The following is a 15,014-nucleotide window of genomic DNA, read 5'->3' as shown; positions in this document are numbered from 1 at the left end:
AGATGCAGCTTATTGTTTCGAGTATCAATTTCGCGTTAAAACCTGTCAACTGCAGCGAGTGATGTAATCACGCTCATGAGCAATAGCAGATTATTTCGGCTTTTTTCAGGCAATTTACGGTTTGTTATATGTTATTCACCAAATCAGCTCACGGTAATTGATGCTTTTTTTTGGAATACTCAGAGATCTGCTCATTATTAATCATCAAGTTGAACATTTTGACTGGACGTTCCCTGGTTTTTTAATGGTAATCTCAATCGATACCGCCATGTATAAAAAGAAAACATATCCAGAAAAATAAGTAGGGGACAAAAAAATTGAGTAAGCAGACATCATCGCCATTGCGACGAAACTTTTTGCGTATATTTGGTACTGGAGCTGTAGCTACCGTGTTGCCTTTGCATGCTTTACCGGTAATGGCGCAAGGAAAAATTGTTGGAAAAGTCAATCCGGCAAGCAATTTTAATGTCCGGGGTTTTGGTGCCAATGGCAATGGTAAGAAGCTTGATACTGATGCGATCAATCGCGCCATCAAAGCTGCTGCTGCGGCAGGTGGTGGGACAGTATATTTCCCTGCTGGCAAATACCTGAGTTTCTCGATTCGCCTGCAAAGCCATGTCACTCTGTATCTGGATGCAGGTGCCACACTGATTGCTGCAGACCCGGCAAAGCATGGTGGCAGCTACGACGAGGCAGAGCCTAACGAATGGGATGCTTATCAGGATTTTGGGCACAGCCACTGGCACAATAGCCTGATCTGGGGCGAAGATCTTGAACATATCGCTATTCTGGGTAGCGGACTCATCTATGGCCAGGGTCTGACACATGCTGGCCCTGGACCGCGTCGCGTGGCCAAGCCTGGTGATATGCCACTCAGCCTTGGCAATAGCGATCCGCACGGTGAACGCAGTGGTAACAAGGCTTACGGCGCTGATATGGTGGGCAAAGCCAATAAGGCGATTGCTCTTAAAAACTGTAAAAACATTATCTTGCGTGATATCAGTATTTTCAACGGCGGACACTTTGCCTTGCTGGCAACTGCTGCTGACAATATGACGATAGATAATTTGAAAGTGGATACCGACAGGGATGGCTTTGATATAGATTGCTGCCGCAATGTTCACATATCCAATTGCAGTATCAATTCTCCCAATGACGATGCAATCTGCCTGAAAAGCTCATTTGCACTGGGTTATAAGCGCTTTACTGAAAATGTCAGCATCACTAATTGCCAGGTATCAGGCTTTGATCTTGGTACTTTTCTGGATGGTAGTTTCCAGCGCAAGCAAGAGTTTGCGCCAGATAAGGAGGGTGTGACTGGACGCATCAAGCTGGGTACTGAATCTAATGGTGGTTTTCGCAATATCGCCATTTCAAATTGTATTTTTGAGCGTTGCCGCGGGCTGGCCATAGAAAGCGTTGATGGTGCCATTATTGAGGACATCAGTGTCAGCAATCTGACCATGCGCGATTTGACCAATCCCCCTATATTCATCCGCCTGGGTAGCCGTTTGCGCGCACCGGAAGGTGCGGTGACCGGGGCTATCCGGCGCATTAATATCAGTAATATCACGGTGTCAGGAGCTGATTCACGTTATGCATCCATCATTAGTGGCGTGCCTGGCTATCCTGTAGAAGATGTGCGTATCAGTAATATGCACGTTCTACATCATGGCGGTGGTGAGCTTGGCAAAGTAGCTGCCAATCCACCAGAAAATGCTGGTAGTTATCCCGAACCCAGCATGTTTGGCCTCAGCCCCGCACATGCGGTGTTCGCACGTCATGTCAATAATCTGGAGTTGCATCATGTTGATATCAAATGTGCGCAGCCAGACAACAGGCCAGCCTTTGCTTTGCATGATGTGAGCCGTGCTTATTTTGACCACGTGAACTTTCCTCTTCAACCTGGTACACCGGGTTTTAGTCTGCAGGACGTAAAAGATTTCTCTGTTAAAGATTGCAGTGGTCTGGCAGATATACAGCGCAAACAGGTGGATCGCGAAAGCCTGTAGTTGTGTGCTGCGGCATTTCTATTGATGGGTCTCTTGAATTGTGCATGTCAACAGCTATGCCAAATTCATATACTTCCGGTCAGTTAATTCATATTTCTTATCGTGTGTGCCCATCTACACTCATGACTTCATTTGCTTAGCCATTGCGTCATGAAAATAACAAAACTGACTACTTACCGTGTTCCTCCAAGGTGGATGTTGCTGAAGATAGAAACCGATGAGGGTATCGTCGGTTGGGGCGAGCCTGTCATAGAAGGGCGGGCGCGAACTGTAGAAACCGCAGTGCAGGAATTTGCGCCTTATCTGATAGGGCAAGACCCGGCCCGCATCAATGATCTCTGGCAAGTCATGTATCGCGGTAGTTTTTATCGCGGTGGAGCCATACTCATGAGCGCCATGGCAGGCATTGATCAAGCACTGTGGGATATCAAGGGCAAAGCCCTGGGTGTGCCGGTGTATCAATTGCTGGGTGGCCTGGTGCGTGACCGCATGAAAACCTATAGCTGGGTCGGCGGTGATAGACCTGCTGACGTGATTGCTGATATTCGTCGTCTGCGCGAAGCGGGCTTTGATACCTTCAAGATGAACGGCACAGAAGAATTCGGCATCATTGACAGCGCTGCGGCAGTTGATGCCGCGGTAGGCCGTATTGCCGAGATTCGTGAAGCGTTTGGCAGTCAGATCGAATTTGGCATTGATTTTCATGGTCGCGTGGCTGCGCCCATGGCCAAGGTTTTGTTGCGTGCTCTGGAGCCATATCGTCCTTTGTTTGTAGAAGAACCTGTATTGGCAGAACAGGCTGAATATTATCCACGCCTGGCAGAAAGCACGGCTATACCATTGGCCGCTGGCGAACGCATGTATTCCCGTTTTGAATTCAAACGGGTGTTTCAGGAAGGAGGCATTGCCATCGTCCAGCCTGATCTGTCCCATGCTGGTGGTATTTCTGAATGCCATAAAATTGCCGCAATGGCAGAAGCCTATGACATTGCTCTGGCACCGCATTGTCCTTTGGGGCCGATTGCGCTTGCAGCATGTTTGCAACTCGACTTTGTCGCTCACAATGCAGTCTTGCAAGAACAAAGCATGGGCATCCATTACAACAAGGATGCAGAGCTGCTTGACTACGTCATCAACCGCGAAGATTTACGCATTACGGATGGCTATATAGCTGCCTTGCCGAAACCAGGTCTGGGTGTGGAAATTGATGAAGAACGCGTGAAAGAGGCCAGCTTGCGCGCTCCTGACTGGCGTAATCCTTTGTGGCGGCATCCAGATGGCAGCGTTGCGGAATGGTAGAAATGAATATCACACAAAGCAAAGCAGTTTTGCCTTTGAATGCTAAAGAAAATGTGAGCCTGATCGGTATTGACTGGGGTAGTACAGGCTTGCGGATTTTCTTGATCGGACAGAATGGTCAACTTATCGATAGCCGGGAAGCAGCTTCCGGTATTTCTGTCATGCAGGGCGGGCAAGCTGCTTATGTGCGGGAACTGCAGGAACTGGCCGGTGACTGGCTGACAAACTGGCCTGATGTTCCTTTGCTGGCTTGCGGCATGGTTGGCAGCAAGCATGGCTGGCAAGAGGTGCCCTATGTGCAAAGTCCGGCAGACGCACATGATATTGCCATCAATATTCTATCTATAGATGCCGGAAATTTACGCTCGGTGCCTTCACGCCTGGGTATTGTGCCGGGCTTGTTATATCGCGGCGATGCGCCTGACGTCATGCGTGGCGAAGAAACCCAGATCGTAGGTGCACTGCAAGGTCAGCCAGACTGGGCCAGCCGGTCATGCATAGTCATGCCCGGTACACATTCGAAATGGGCCAGTATTGTGGATGGAAAAGTACAGGCTTTTGCCACACACATGACGGGGGAATTGTTCGCCGTACTCAAGCAGCATTCGGTTCTTGGCCGTTTGATGCCTGCCGTGCAGGGGGAGAGTAGTGATGCCAGTTTTGTTGCCGGCCTGGATGTTGCCCGCAAGATGATGGCGCAAGGCTTGAGTCATCAATTGTTCAGTGTGCGCACCCTGGGCTTGATGGGTGATATGCCACCTGATGGACTGGCGGATTACTTATCTGGTTTATTGATAGCCAATGAGTTACTGGCTGGTTTGCATTGGCGCTCTGAGCACGGTCTGGCACATGCGCCATTGATATTGATAGGGGACGCGTCTCTTTGTGGGCGTTATTCCCTGGCGCTGTCACGTTTTGGCTTCAAGCCAGATGCTGTATTGCTGAATAGCGCACCGGCGGGTTTGTGGCATCTGGCGTTCACCGCAGGCATGCTGAGATCCTGAGTATGGACATTAACACCACCCGAAGGAATTTCATGAAAACCATTCCCGCCACATTCGATCAGGCATTTGCTGATTTACCCTTGATTGCCATCTTGCGCGGCATACATCCTGAAGAAGTGGAATCCATCGCTGCAAATTTATATGAAGCCGGTTTTCGCATCATTGAAGTCCCGCTGAATTCACCATCTGCGCTCGAATCGATAGGCATGCTAAGTCGTTGTCTGCCATCTGATGCGCTGACAGGTGCAGGTACTGTGTTGACGCTGGATGCCGTCCGCCAGGTACGTGATGCGGGTGGACGTTTGATCGTCATGCCGCACGCTGATGTAATGGTCATCAGGGAAGCAAAAAAACAGGGCCTGTATTGCGTACCAGGGGCAAGCTCACTGACAGAGGCATTTGCGGCGATGTATGCAGGTGCAGATGCAGTCAAGCTCTTTCCTGCAGAATTGGTCACGCCGCCTATAGTACGGGCGATGAGGGCTGTTTTGCCTGTCAGCTTGCGTCTCTTGCCAGTGGGAGGGATTACCCCTGACAATATGGATGACTACCTTCGTGCAGGTGCCAGCGGATTTGGTCTCGGCTCAGCTTTGTATAAACCAGGAATGGATGCTGTAAAAATAAGAGCCAAGGCACTTGATTTTATAAAAGCCCTCAGAGCAGGTATGGTAAAAAAATCAAATGAGGTTTTGCAATGAATCATCTGCAACAGGCTCTGGCGCATACAGCTACATTGGGTGAGGGTTTGAGCTGGCAAGATAATACAGAAAGCTGGTGGTGGACTGATATTGAGGCAGCGAGTTTGCAAAACTGGAAACCTGGTCAGGCTGTAGTCACTTACAGATTGCCAGATAGATTGGGTTCTTTTGTTCATTGTCGTTCAGGCCGTATTTTGCTTGGATTGGCAAAGCGCCTGTGTTTTGCCAGCTTGCCAAAAAATGCAGCAGTGCCTGCATCATTGGCGCAGTTGACGACGAGTCCGGCTACGACAGTCCAGTTGCCAGTACAGTCGCTGGTTGCTGTTGATCCGGCAGAGCCGCGCACACGTGTGAATGATGGGCGTACCGACAGGCGCGGTTACTTCGTATTTGGCACTATGAATGAAGCGCCGGAAAAACGTCCTATTGCCAGCTTTTACCAGTTTTCCATACCTTACGGTTTACGGAGGCTGGCTTTGCCAGCTGTAGCGATTGCCAACAGCATTTGCTTCAGCCTGGACGGCAAGACCATGTACTTTGCCGACACATTAAGCCGTCGCATACAGCAGTGTGATTATGACGCTGAAACTGCCAGTGTCAGTAATATCCGTTTGTTCGCCATACCGGAGGGCGATGAAGCCTATCCAGATGGCTCTGTCATTGACAGAAATGGATGCCTGTGGAACGCAGAGTGGGGCGCTGGCAGCGTGGCGCAGTACGCGCCTGACGGGCGTTGCCTGCAGCGATTATCGGTACCAACAAAAAATCCTACCTGTCCTGCATTTGGCGGTGTCAATGGTGACTATCTCATGGTTAGCAGCGCACGACAGGAAATGAGTGTCGAAGAATTATCCCGCATGCCAGCTGCCGGTAGTTTGTTTGTGACGCAGATGGATGCGCCGCTCGCAGTTGCCGATACCTTGTTCGACGACAGTGATGCAGGCTCAGTATTGCCCTTGCCCCCTAAAACAATAAAGAGACAATGATGATGAAAAACACAATAAGAGATAGATGCTTGCAGTTCTTAAATGCCGCTGGCTTCACTTTGGTAGCTGGCTGTTTCAGTCTTGCAGCTGTATCCGCAGCGCAGGCGGCCGATCCAGTGAAAATAGGTTTTTTGGTCAAGCAGGCTGAAGAACCCTGGTTCCAGGATGAATGGCGTTATGCAGAACAGGCAGCTAAGGAAAAAGGATTTTCCCTGGTGAAAATAGGTGTGGCTAATGGTGAAAAGATGATGGCTGCCATAGACAACCTGGCTGCACAGAAAGCCCAGGGCTTTGTGATTTGTGCGCCGGATGTCAAACTGGGTATGGCAGTTGAACGTGCCGCCAAAAGAAATAATCTGAAAGTGATGTCGGTCGATGATCAGCTTGTCGATGGCAGTGGCAAACCGATAGCATCTATCCCGCACATGGGTATCTCGGCCTATGAAATTGGCAAGCAGGTTGGACAGGGTCTGATGGAAGAAATGAAGTCACGTGGCTGGAACATGGCTGAAGTCGGTGCCATGCGTATGGCCTTTGACCAACTGCCTACGGCACGTGAACGTACTCAGGGGGCGCTGGATGCCTTAAAGGCCGGCGGTTTTCCTGTTGCGAACATAGTTGATGCAGCACAGGCAAAAACGGATACGGAAAGTGCCTTCAATGCCGCAAATATTGCTTTGACCAAACAAACAAAATTCAAACGATGGCTGGTATTTGGCATGAACGATGAAGCTGTTCTTGGTACAGTGCGTGCAGCTGAGGGCAGGGGCTTGCGCAGTGACGCTGTCATAGGCATAGGCATAGGTGGCAGTAAAACTGCATTGAATGAATTTGCCAAACCCAGCCCAACTGGATTTTATGGCACAGTATTGATCAGTCCCAAGCGTCATGGCTATGAAACTTCAGTGAACATGTATAAATGGATAGCAGAAAACAAGACTCCTGCACCGCTGATACTGACTACAGGGGTCTTGATGACACGCCGGAATCAGAGTGATGTACGTGCGGAATTCGGACTTTAGGACATAGCCGATCATGTCATCATCTCAGCCCCCATCTCTTCAGTTTGAAGATGTGTGTAAATATTTCCCTGGTGTGAAAGCACTCAATGGCGTCAGTTTTGACGCCCATGCAGGTACGGTGCATGGCTTGCTTGGTGAAAATGGCGCAGGCAAATCAACGCTATTGAAAATACTGGGTGGTCAGTACAAACCGGATGGCGGGCGCTTGTTGTTGAATGGACGCGCGTGTTATTTCTCGTCTGCCGGTGATGCCATCGCAGCGGGCATCGCCGTCATTCACCAAGAATTGCAATATGTTCCGGAACTGACTGTCGCAGAAAATTTGTTATTAGGGCGTTTGCCGCAAAAACTGGGTTTTGTGAACCGGGTTGAGGCGCGGCGTCAGGTAAGCCTGCGCCTGCAACAAATGGGTGTTGATCTGGATCCTGGTGCCCGGCTTTGTGATTTATCGATAGCTCAAAGGCAAATGGCAGAAATATGCAAGGCCCTGCTGCAAGATGCACAGGTCATTGCTTTCGACGAGCCGACCAGCAGTTTATCTTATCGCGAAAGTGAAATTCTGTTTCGTCTGATACGTGATTTGCGTACTGCGGGTCGTACCATCATCTATATTTCTCACAGGCTGGAAGAGTTATACGCCCTATGCGATACCTGCACGATTTTTCGCGATGGTCAAAAAATCGTCACCCATCCGGTAATGGCCGATGTGCCACGCGATGTACTCATTAATGATATGGTGGGACGTGAGCTCAGCGATATTTACGATTACCGACCACGCCAGCTCCTGGCTGAAAGACTGGTAGTCAGACAGATCAAAGGCGAGACGCTTACGGTGGCTCAAGATTTCAGTGTACGCGGCGGCGAAGTGCTAGGCTTTTTTGGCCTGGTTGGTGCTGGCCGCACTGAGTTAATGCGTCTGTTATATGGTGCGGACAAAAAAGCTGCGGGTTCCAGTGTCGTGCTGGATGGCGTTAGTGTGCCTGATCATGGACCTGCTGCCGCCATAGAGGCAGGCATAGTCTTGTGCCCTGAAGATCGCAAAGAGCAAGGCATTCTGGCAGAGGCATCTGTCGCAGAAAACATCAATATCAGTTGTCGCCGCCATGGTCTGCTGGCAGGTCTATTTTTAAGACATAAACATGAAGCAGAACTGGCTGATCGTTTTATTCAAAGATTAAAAATAAAAACACCGAATCGCGAACAGGAAATTCGTTTGCTGTCCGGTGGCAATCAGCAAAAAGTCATTCTGGCACGCTGGCTGGCAGAACCGGGTATGAAAGTACTCATCCTGGATGAGCCGACGCGTGGCATAGATGTGGGCGCAAAAAATGAAATTTATCGCATCATTCATGAAGTCGCCGAGCGCGGTTGCTGTGTGATCGTGGTGTCCAGCGAATTACCTGAAATATTGGGCATTTGTGATCGCGTCATCGTCATGCGTGAAGGGCAGATCAGCGGTGAACTTGAGCGCAGTCAGGCGAATGAAGCCGCAGTCCTGCAATTGGCGCTGCCTGACTTGCACGCAGCATAATTATTACAGGAATCTTTCATGTCTTCCCTTACTCCTGCACAGACAGACGATGTATCAACAGTTCAGCAAAAAAAACCGGGACAAAACAATAGTATGAACAGTAAGAATATTATGAAGACGACCCGGCACTGGTTGCATGAGCAGAGTATGCCATTGGCATATGCCTTACTTTTTATTGTGCTGTCCTTTTCAGTAGAAAATTTTTTCTCAGGTACCAATATTGTCGGATTGATGCTCTCTGTGGCACAGATAGGCATGGTCGCTTGCACCATGATGATGTGTCTTGCTTCACGTGATTTTGATTTATCTATAGGATCGACCATTGCCTTCACTGGCGTGCTGGGTGCGATCATTCTCGAGCGTAGCGGCAGCATCACGCTCGCTGTTGGCGGTGGTTTACTGGCTGGCGCACTGATAGGCGCAGGTAATGGAGTATTGATTGCCTATTTGCGGGTAAATGCCCTGATTGCGACTCTGGCGACCATGCTGATGGTGCGCGGCCTGGCATTCATTGTTTCAAAAGGCCAGGCGGTGGGGATTTCCAATGAGACTTTCATCAGTTTTGGTGACGGTCGTATTTTTGGCTTGCCATTTCCAGTATTGGTTGTTGCAGCCTGTTTTTTGATATTTGGTATTTTGCTCAATCATACTGTGTTTGGAAGAAATACTTTGGCAATTGGTGGTAATCCAGATGCCGCACGTCTTGCGGGCATCCGCGTCGAACGCCTGCGTATCTGGATATTTTTGTTGCAAGGATTGGTGACAGCACTGGCAGGACTGATACTCGCCTCCCGCATCACCAGCGGGCAACCAAATTCGGCGCAAGGTTTTGAACTGGATGTCATCTCTGCCTGCGTACTGGGTGGCGTGTCCCTGCAAGGTGGAAAAGCCAGAATCACCGGAGTGCTGGTCGGTGTTCTGATCATGGGGACGGTAGAGAATGTCATGAACTTGCTGGATGTAGATGCTTTTTATCAGTACCTGATGCGTGGTTTTATTTTGCTGGCTGCGGTATTGTTGGATCAATTAAAAAACCGGTCTGCGAGGAAATCATGAACGATTCATACTCAGTCAATAATAATCAGATGTGCGAAAGATTGCGTGGTAAGGTCGCCATCATCACTGGCTCCACCTTGGGCATAGGGGCTGCTACAGCACGTCTCTTTGTACAGCAAGGCGCACGTGTCGTACTCAATAGTCACATTCACGACGCTGCTGCTGAGTGCATCTCGTCTGAATTGGGCTCCGGGCATAGTCTTTTTGTCCAGGCAGATGTTGCCGATGCTGGTGCCATGCGGGCCCTGGTCGATAAGACGGTAGCAAAATTTGGGAAAGTGGATGTTCTGGTCAACAATGCTGGCATGAACGTGTTCGCAGATCCCTTGCAGATGACAGATGAAGAATGGCAACGTTGTTTTTCTGTCGATCTCGAAGGTGCCTGGAATACTACTCGTGCAGTGCTGCCGTTCATGCTTGAACAGGCAACTGGCAGTATCATCAATATCGCTTCTGTACATGGACATAAAATCATACCGGGATGTTTTCCGTATCCGGTTGCCAAGCATGCTTTGATAGGCCTGACCAGGTCTCTGGGGATAGAATATGCAGCGAGAGGGATACGGGTTAATTCCATATCACCCGGCCTGATAATGACCGAAGCCATACAATCCTGGTTTGCCAGTTGCCCTGACCCGGCGGCCGAGCAACAACGTCAGGCCGCGCTGTTGCCTTGCCGTCGCATAGGAATGCCAGAAGAAGTCGCTTACACGGCAGTTTTTCTGGCCAGCGACGAAGCACGTTTCATTAATGCTACTGATATCCTGATTGATGGAGGGCGCTCGCAGTTGTATCATGATTGATCTTTGTCTTTACTACTGACGGCATGAGCAATAGCAAGCCCGATCGCTTTGTACGCACACACCTGAAAACACGCCATCTGGTGTTATTGGTTGAGTTGGGACGCCATGGTTCGATTTTTCATGCGGCTGAGGCTGCGCATCTGACTCAGCCAGCAGCCTCCAAATTGCTGACAGAACTTGAGTATGCCCTCGGTGTGCAGTTGTTTGAACGCCTGCCACGCGGCATATCACCTACCTGGTATGGCGAGATCATGATACGCAGAGCAGGTGCAGCGCTGGCAGAAATGAATGCAGCCCATCAGGAAGTCATGGAGTTGTTGTCCGGTTTAAGCGGTTTTGTCTCGATAGGTTCAGTCATGACACCATCGATGAATCTCATCCCGCAAGCAGTAAGCCTGCTCAAATCCCGCCATAAGCGCTTGCATGTTGCCATACAGGTTGATACCAGCAAGATACTGATACAGCGTTTGCGTGCCGGAGAACTGGACATGGTCATAGGCCGCATTCTCGATTCTGAATCTGCCGCAGAACTGAATTTTGAGCCCTTGACCGACGAGCCTCACAGTCTGATTGCACGCGGCAAGCATGCCCTTGCACAGCGAAAAAAACTGACTCTGAATGATCTTGCGAAAGAGGCCTGGATACTGCCACCAAATGGCAGTATTTTGCGTGATCGCCTCACCTCTCTTTTCTTGTCACACGGCCTTGATCAACCGGTAGAAACGGTAGAAACCTTGTCGCTACCGGTGATTGCCAGCTTATTGATGGCCACTGATATGGTGGCTGCTTTGCCGGAAGACCTGATTCGTACCTATCTCGATGCCGAGCTGCTATCCGTGCTGCCATTTGATCTTGGATTGCGTATGGATGCCTATGGTATTGTCACCAGAAAGCAACATCGTTTGTCGCCTGGAGCACAAGCCATGCTTGATATTTTGCGCGAGTTGGCAGTGCAAGATACGGACAAGTAAATAGCAAGACATTTCAATTATGCATTTCCCGCATTTCTTAATGAGGGATTTCGAATGCCTTGTCTGGCCTTGCTCTTGAGGCGATGACAAACTCCCATCCAAATTTTTTCAGTATCTTTTTGATGTGTTTTTATCTCTGATGTCGAATGTTGCATCGCATAAAATGCCTTGAAAATCTATAATCAGTTTCGATCAGTTTTTCATCTTCTCGTCTGAAATGATCAAATTTCTGCTTAAAAACCAATCACTTTCTTGATTCTTTTTTTTATGTGCGTAATTGGATTTCATCATCACTTAAAATCTTTTTCATTGAATCAGCTGGATTGAATGACAGACCAAACAAAATGGTCGGATGCAGCTAATAACACAGGCTATACATGGCCGATAAATGGAGGAGATAATTGTGTTGAACAATCGCGGTAAAAAAGAATTTTTTAATCCCAAACTCAAAGGTACAGCCCTGGCTGTACTATCTGTCATGGCTGCCAATTCAGTCATGGCACAAGAAGCAAAAAAACCTGCAGACACCAAAGAGCAGGCTGATCATGTTGTCGTTGTGTCTGGAACCCGCAAATCAGTAGCCTCCGCAATTGACAGAAAACTGCGTGCGGACACAGTAGCTGATTCCATTGTTGCTGAAGATATCGGTCAATTCCCGGACAAAAACGTCGGCGAAGCACTTTCGCGTGTTACTGGTGTGCAGCTGGAACGTTCGTTTGGCGAAGGCACTAGTGTCTCCATTCGCGGTGTTGAACCGGATTTGAATCGAATTGAAGTCAATGGCGTTTCAGTACTGAGCACTACCGGGGGCGCCGGTCGTGGCGCTGATTTGCGTGAATTGCCCGCAGAATTGATTTCTTCGATAGATGTCATCAAAGGTGTGACAGCCAATATGACTGAGGGGGGTATTGGCGGCTCAGTACAAATTTCGACACGCAAGCCACTCGATTTCAAAAAAATGACTGTTGTTGGCAGTGTTGCCGGTGAGCAGGCTCCACAGCGTGGTGGCGTGCAACCACGTGTCAATCTCTTTATCACCGACAAATTTTTTGATAACCGCCTCGGGCTGATGGCGAATGTTATCTACGACAAGGTCTTGACGCGTGGTGATTTTTCCCGAAATACTTCATGGCGTTACTTCCGTGACTGGGACTTTTCTCCGCAAAAAACGGTTCCCAGTATTGATCCGGTATTGGCAGGCGTAAGTTCCAAAGCTGACTGTTCCAACCTGAGCAGCCCCGCCAATGCAACGCAGACGGCAGCTGCTGCTACCGCCGCATTGCAGGCTAGCTGTGTCTCGCAATGGAATGACTATTCACCACAGATTGCCCGTTATGGTATCTGGGAGCGTGATCATGAAAGAACTTCTGCTGAACTGACGGCGCAATACAAATTTACTGATCGTTTGAACGCCTGGGTAAGTTACCAGACCAATATCCAGAATCAAAAACTCCGGGATTACAACTACGGTACAGACTTCAGTGCGGTCACCCGCTTGTCCAGTACAGGTACTTTGCCAACCTATGCTGCGGCCACTGCTGTGCCAACCGGCGGCTCATGCACGCCGGTTTCAACAACCACGACACCGGCTGGCATGATCGTTGAAAATCATATCGTTACCCAGTATGTGTTGGGTAACTGCCTGGTACCGGGTAGTGCGGCTTCGCCAAACGGCGGGCAGGCCGGCTTTAGCACATCCTTGCGCGATTTTGGTTTAAAAATTGATTCCAAATATACGACAGCCGGCTTTACCTATAAGGGCGAACGTCTGGATGTAGAAGGCCTGGCATCATCAGCTAAATCCACGTACAGCAGTGATTCGAATAATCTGATATTGACGCAGAATGCCCCTGGTTTGCAGGTCAATCTTGATTCTTCAGGGTTGCCGCGATTTACTTTTCCAACAGGCTATAGTCCTTCGAACCCTAATTCCTATATTTCTGCTCAATTGCAGTACCGCCCTTCAGAAACGATCAACAAAGAAGATCAGCTCAAGCTTGATTTCAAATATAAGCTGAAAACTGACTTTTTGTCCCGCATCTGGTTTGGTGTTCAGTCGCAGCAGGCAAAGTCCAGTCAGTATAACGGTGGTGGTTATCTTGCCAGCGCTGGCAATGACTTGAACAGTAATGCTGACGATGTGTATGTGCAAACAGCAAACATCAACCAGACTTATAGTTACGACCCATTGAATACCACCAATGTGGTGCGTGCAACAGTAGGCCCGACAAATCTAGCTGACGCAAATGCTTGGACCAGGTCGGTCAACAGCTCTGCCATGGCTGCGCTGGCGCAATCTGTATTCTCGACTTCGCCTGGCACCTTCTTCAAGGGCTATAGTGGTATCAGCAATGTACCCACAAACTGGGTTGCTCCTTCATTTGCAAATGTGGGTTCCAATTTTGATCTGACCCACTTTAACCATGACTACCTGTATAACGCGCCTGGCAGTGACGGTAAAATGTATGCGCAGATTCCTGCTTATGTTGTCGATGAAAAAGTCAAATCCGTTTATTTACGTGCAGATTTTGATACTGAATTGTTTGGCAAAGACATCTTCGGTAACATCGGTGTCAGATATACACAAACGCGCGATGTCTCTCAGGGCCTGTTCAAACAACAGATCAATGTCGAGAAAACACCTGGTTCGACAACTTTCAATACAGTCATTTTGTCGAACTCCATTACCAGCATAGACAATACTTATTCGAATGTATTGCCAAGCTTTAACGCAGGTGCATGGTTGATACCAAATCAATTTCTGGTGCGCATTGGTTGGGGCAAGGTTATGTCTCGTCCAAGAATCACTGATATTGTCCCAAATGCTACTTGTACCAAAAATAGCGGTGCAGCGCAATTTGGTGGTGATGGAACAGATGATTGCACGGCAGGTAACCCTTCTCTGAAGCCGTTCCAGGCCACCAATACAGATTTGAGTTTGGAATACTATCCAAATTCAGATAGTCAGCTTAGTCTTGCTTTGTTCCGTAAAAACATCACGGTTGGTAACGCGGTAAAAACAAATGTCAAGAGTGTGGATTTGTTTAAGGACGGGACTTTGTGGGACGTCAATATGCCCGTCAATTTCCCTGGTGCAGTTACGCGAGGGGTGGAAATTGCAGGCAGAACAGCACTGACTTTCTTGCCGGGTTTCCTGAGTGGATTTGGCGTGGACGCTAACTATACCCGTATGGGCTTTACTTATGCCCCTGGTACTGAGCGTTTGAATCCCTTGGATGGTTCGATTCTGCCTTATGCTGGGATGTCTAAGAATGCCTACAACCTTGGCTTGTGGTACGACAAAGACAGATTCAATGCTCGTCTTGCCTACCATTATCGTGATCGTTACTACACTGGCACTGAGGACGTTTCCAAAAACCCGGTTTATAACGAAAAGACTGGGTATCTGGACGCCAAAATTCAATATCGTTATAACCAGTTTATCACTTTCTCTTTTGAAGGCAAAAACCTGACTGATCAGGCAAATATCACGGATGCAGGTGATCTGTCGCGCCCGAATGAACTGGTATGGTCTGGCCGTCGCTACTTCATCGGTGTATCGATCAAGAATTAATCAGTAAGACTTTTGTTAATCGCTGTATTTGATCCAGCCATGCTAGTGCAGATGGCTG

At 48.8% G+C, this 15,014-nt stretch carries 11 protein-coding genes; all 11 read left to right on the top strand.

The genetic code is table 11. From position 1 onward, the window contains the following. Positions 1-317 precede the first annotated feature (317 nt). The 11 genes from UNDKW_RS13030 to UNDKW_RS12980 all read left to right on the top strand — a co-directional run bounded on the left by UNDKW_RS13030 (position 318) and on the right by UNDKW_RS12980 (position 14,956). Positions 318-2,012 (top strand): glycoside hydrolase family 28 protein, encoded by a 1,695-nt coding sequence (locus tag UNDKW_RS13030; RefSeq protein WP_232063374.1) that lies wholly within the window; start codon positions 318-320, stop codon positions 2,010-2,012. Between the two features lie 150 nt (positions 2,013-2,162). Beyond that, positions 2,163-3,311 (top strand): galactonate dehydratase, encoded by a 1,149-nt coding sequence (gene dgoD / locus UNDKW_RS13025; protein ID WP_162059034.1) that lies wholly within the window; start codon positions 2,163-2,165, stop codon positions 3,309-3,311. A gap of 2 nt (positions 3,312-3,313) precedes the next feature. After that, positions 3,314-4,315, top strand: a complete 1,002-nt coding sequence (locus UNDKW_RS13020) for a 2-dehydro-3-deoxygalactonokinase (RefSeq protein WP_162059033.1) — start codon at positions 3,314-3,316, stop codon at positions 4,313-4,315. A gap of 32 nt (positions 4,316-4,347) precedes the next feature. Further along, positions 4,348-5,013: a 2-dehydro-3-deoxy-6-phosphogalactonate aldolase gene (locus UNDKW_RS13015; protein WP_162059032.1), complete on the top strand. Its 666-nt coding sequence runs from the start codon at positions 4,348-4,350 to the stop codon at positions 5,011-5,013. Next, positions 5,010-5,999, top strand: a complete 990-nt coding sequence (locus UNDKW_RS13010; protein ID WP_162059031.1) for an SMP-30/gluconolactonase/LRE family protein — start codon at positions 5,010-5,012, stop codon at positions 5,997-5,999. Before UNDKW_RS13015 ends, UNDKW_RS13010 begins: the two co-directional genes overlap by 4 nt. Before the next feature lie 2 nt (positions 6,000-6,001). Beyond that, positions 6,002-7,021, top strand: coding sequence for an arabinose ABC transporter substrate-binding protein (locus UNDKW_RS13005; protein ID WP_370529132.1), 1,020 nt, complete (start codon positions 6,002-6,004; stop codon positions 7,019-7,021). Positions 7,022-7,034: 13 nt separating this feature from the next. Beyond that, positions 7,035-8,552 (top strand): L-arabinose ABC transporter ATP-binding protein AraG, encoded by a 1,518-nt coding sequence (gene araG / locus UNDKW_RS13000; protein ID WP_162059029.1) that lies wholly within the window; start codon positions 7,035-7,037, stop codon positions 8,550-8,552. Positions 8,553-8,570: 18 nt separating this feature from the next. After that, complete coding sequence (araH, locus tag UNDKW_RS12995; RefSeq protein ID WP_162059028.1) at positions 8,571-9,608, top strand: L-arabinose ABC transporter permease AraH; 1,038 nt, start codon at positions 8,571-8,573, stop codon at positions 9,606-9,608. 29 nt (positions 9,609-9,637) lie between these two features. Further along, positions 9,638-10,411 (top strand): SDR family oxidoreductase, encoded by a 774-nt coding sequence (locus UNDKW_RS12990; protein ID WP_162061923.1) that lies wholly within the window; start codon positions 9,638-9,640, stop codon positions 10,409-10,411. Between the two features lie 23 nt (positions 10,412-10,434). Next, the gene (locus UNDKW_RS12985) at positions 10,435-11,382 is read left to right on the top strand and encodes a LysR substrate-binding domain-containing protein (protein WP_162059027.1); all 948 of its coding nucleotides are present in this window, start codon (positions 10,435-10,437) and stop codon (positions 11,380-11,382) included. Between the two features lie 403 nt (positions 11,383-11,785). Continuing rightward, positions 11,786-14,956: a TonB-dependent receptor gene (locus UNDKW_RS12980; protein WP_232063372.1), complete on the top strand. Its 3,171-nt coding sequence runs from the start codon at positions 11,786-11,788 to the stop codon at positions 14,954-14,956. The last annotated feature ends 58 nt before the right edge of the window (positions 14,957-15,014 follow it).

Source organism: Undibacterium sp. KW1 (assembly GCF_009937955.1).
Lineage (GTDB): Bacteria > Pseudomonadota > Gammaproteobacteria > Burkholderiales > Burkholderiaceae_D > Undibacterium.
The sequence above is the reverse complement of the archived record's forward strand: the minus strand, read 5'-3'. Positions and strand labels throughout refer to the sequence as shown.

Coding starts and splice junctions, on each gene's coding strand:
- dgoD (WP_162059034.1), top strand. CDS start 2,163: ATGAAAATAACAAAACTGACTACTTACCGTGTTCCTCCAAGGTGGATG.
- UNDKW_RS13020 (WP_162059033.1), top strand. CDS start 3,314: ATGAATATCACACAAAGCAAAGCAGTTTTGCCTTTGAATGCTAAAGAA.
- UNDKW_RS13015 (WP_162059032.1), top strand. CDS start 4,348: ATGAAAACCATTCCCGCCACATTCGATCAGGCATTTGCTGATTTACCC.
- UNDKW_RS13010 (WP_162059031.1), top strand. CDS start 5,010: ATGAATCATCTGCAACAGGCTCTGGCGCATACAGCTACATTGGGTGAG.
- UNDKW_RS13005 (WP_370529132.1), top strand. CDS start 6,002: ATGAAAAACACAATAAGAGATAGATGCTTGCAGTTCTTAAATGCCGCT.
- araG (WP_162059029.1), top strand. CDS start 7,035: ATGTCATCATCTCAGCCCCCATCTCTTCAGTTTGAAGATGTGTGTAAA.
- araH (WP_162059028.1), top strand. CDS start 8,571: ATGTCTTCCCTTACTCCTGCACAGACAGACGATGTATCAACAGTTCAG.
- UNDKW_RS12990 (WP_162061923.1), top strand. CDS start 9,638: ATGTGCGAAAGATTGCGTGGTAAGGTCGCCATCATCACTGGCTCCACC.
- UNDKW_RS12985 (WP_162059027.1), top strand. CDS start 10,435: ATGAGCAATAGCAAGCCCGATCGCTTTGTACGCACACACCTGAAAACA.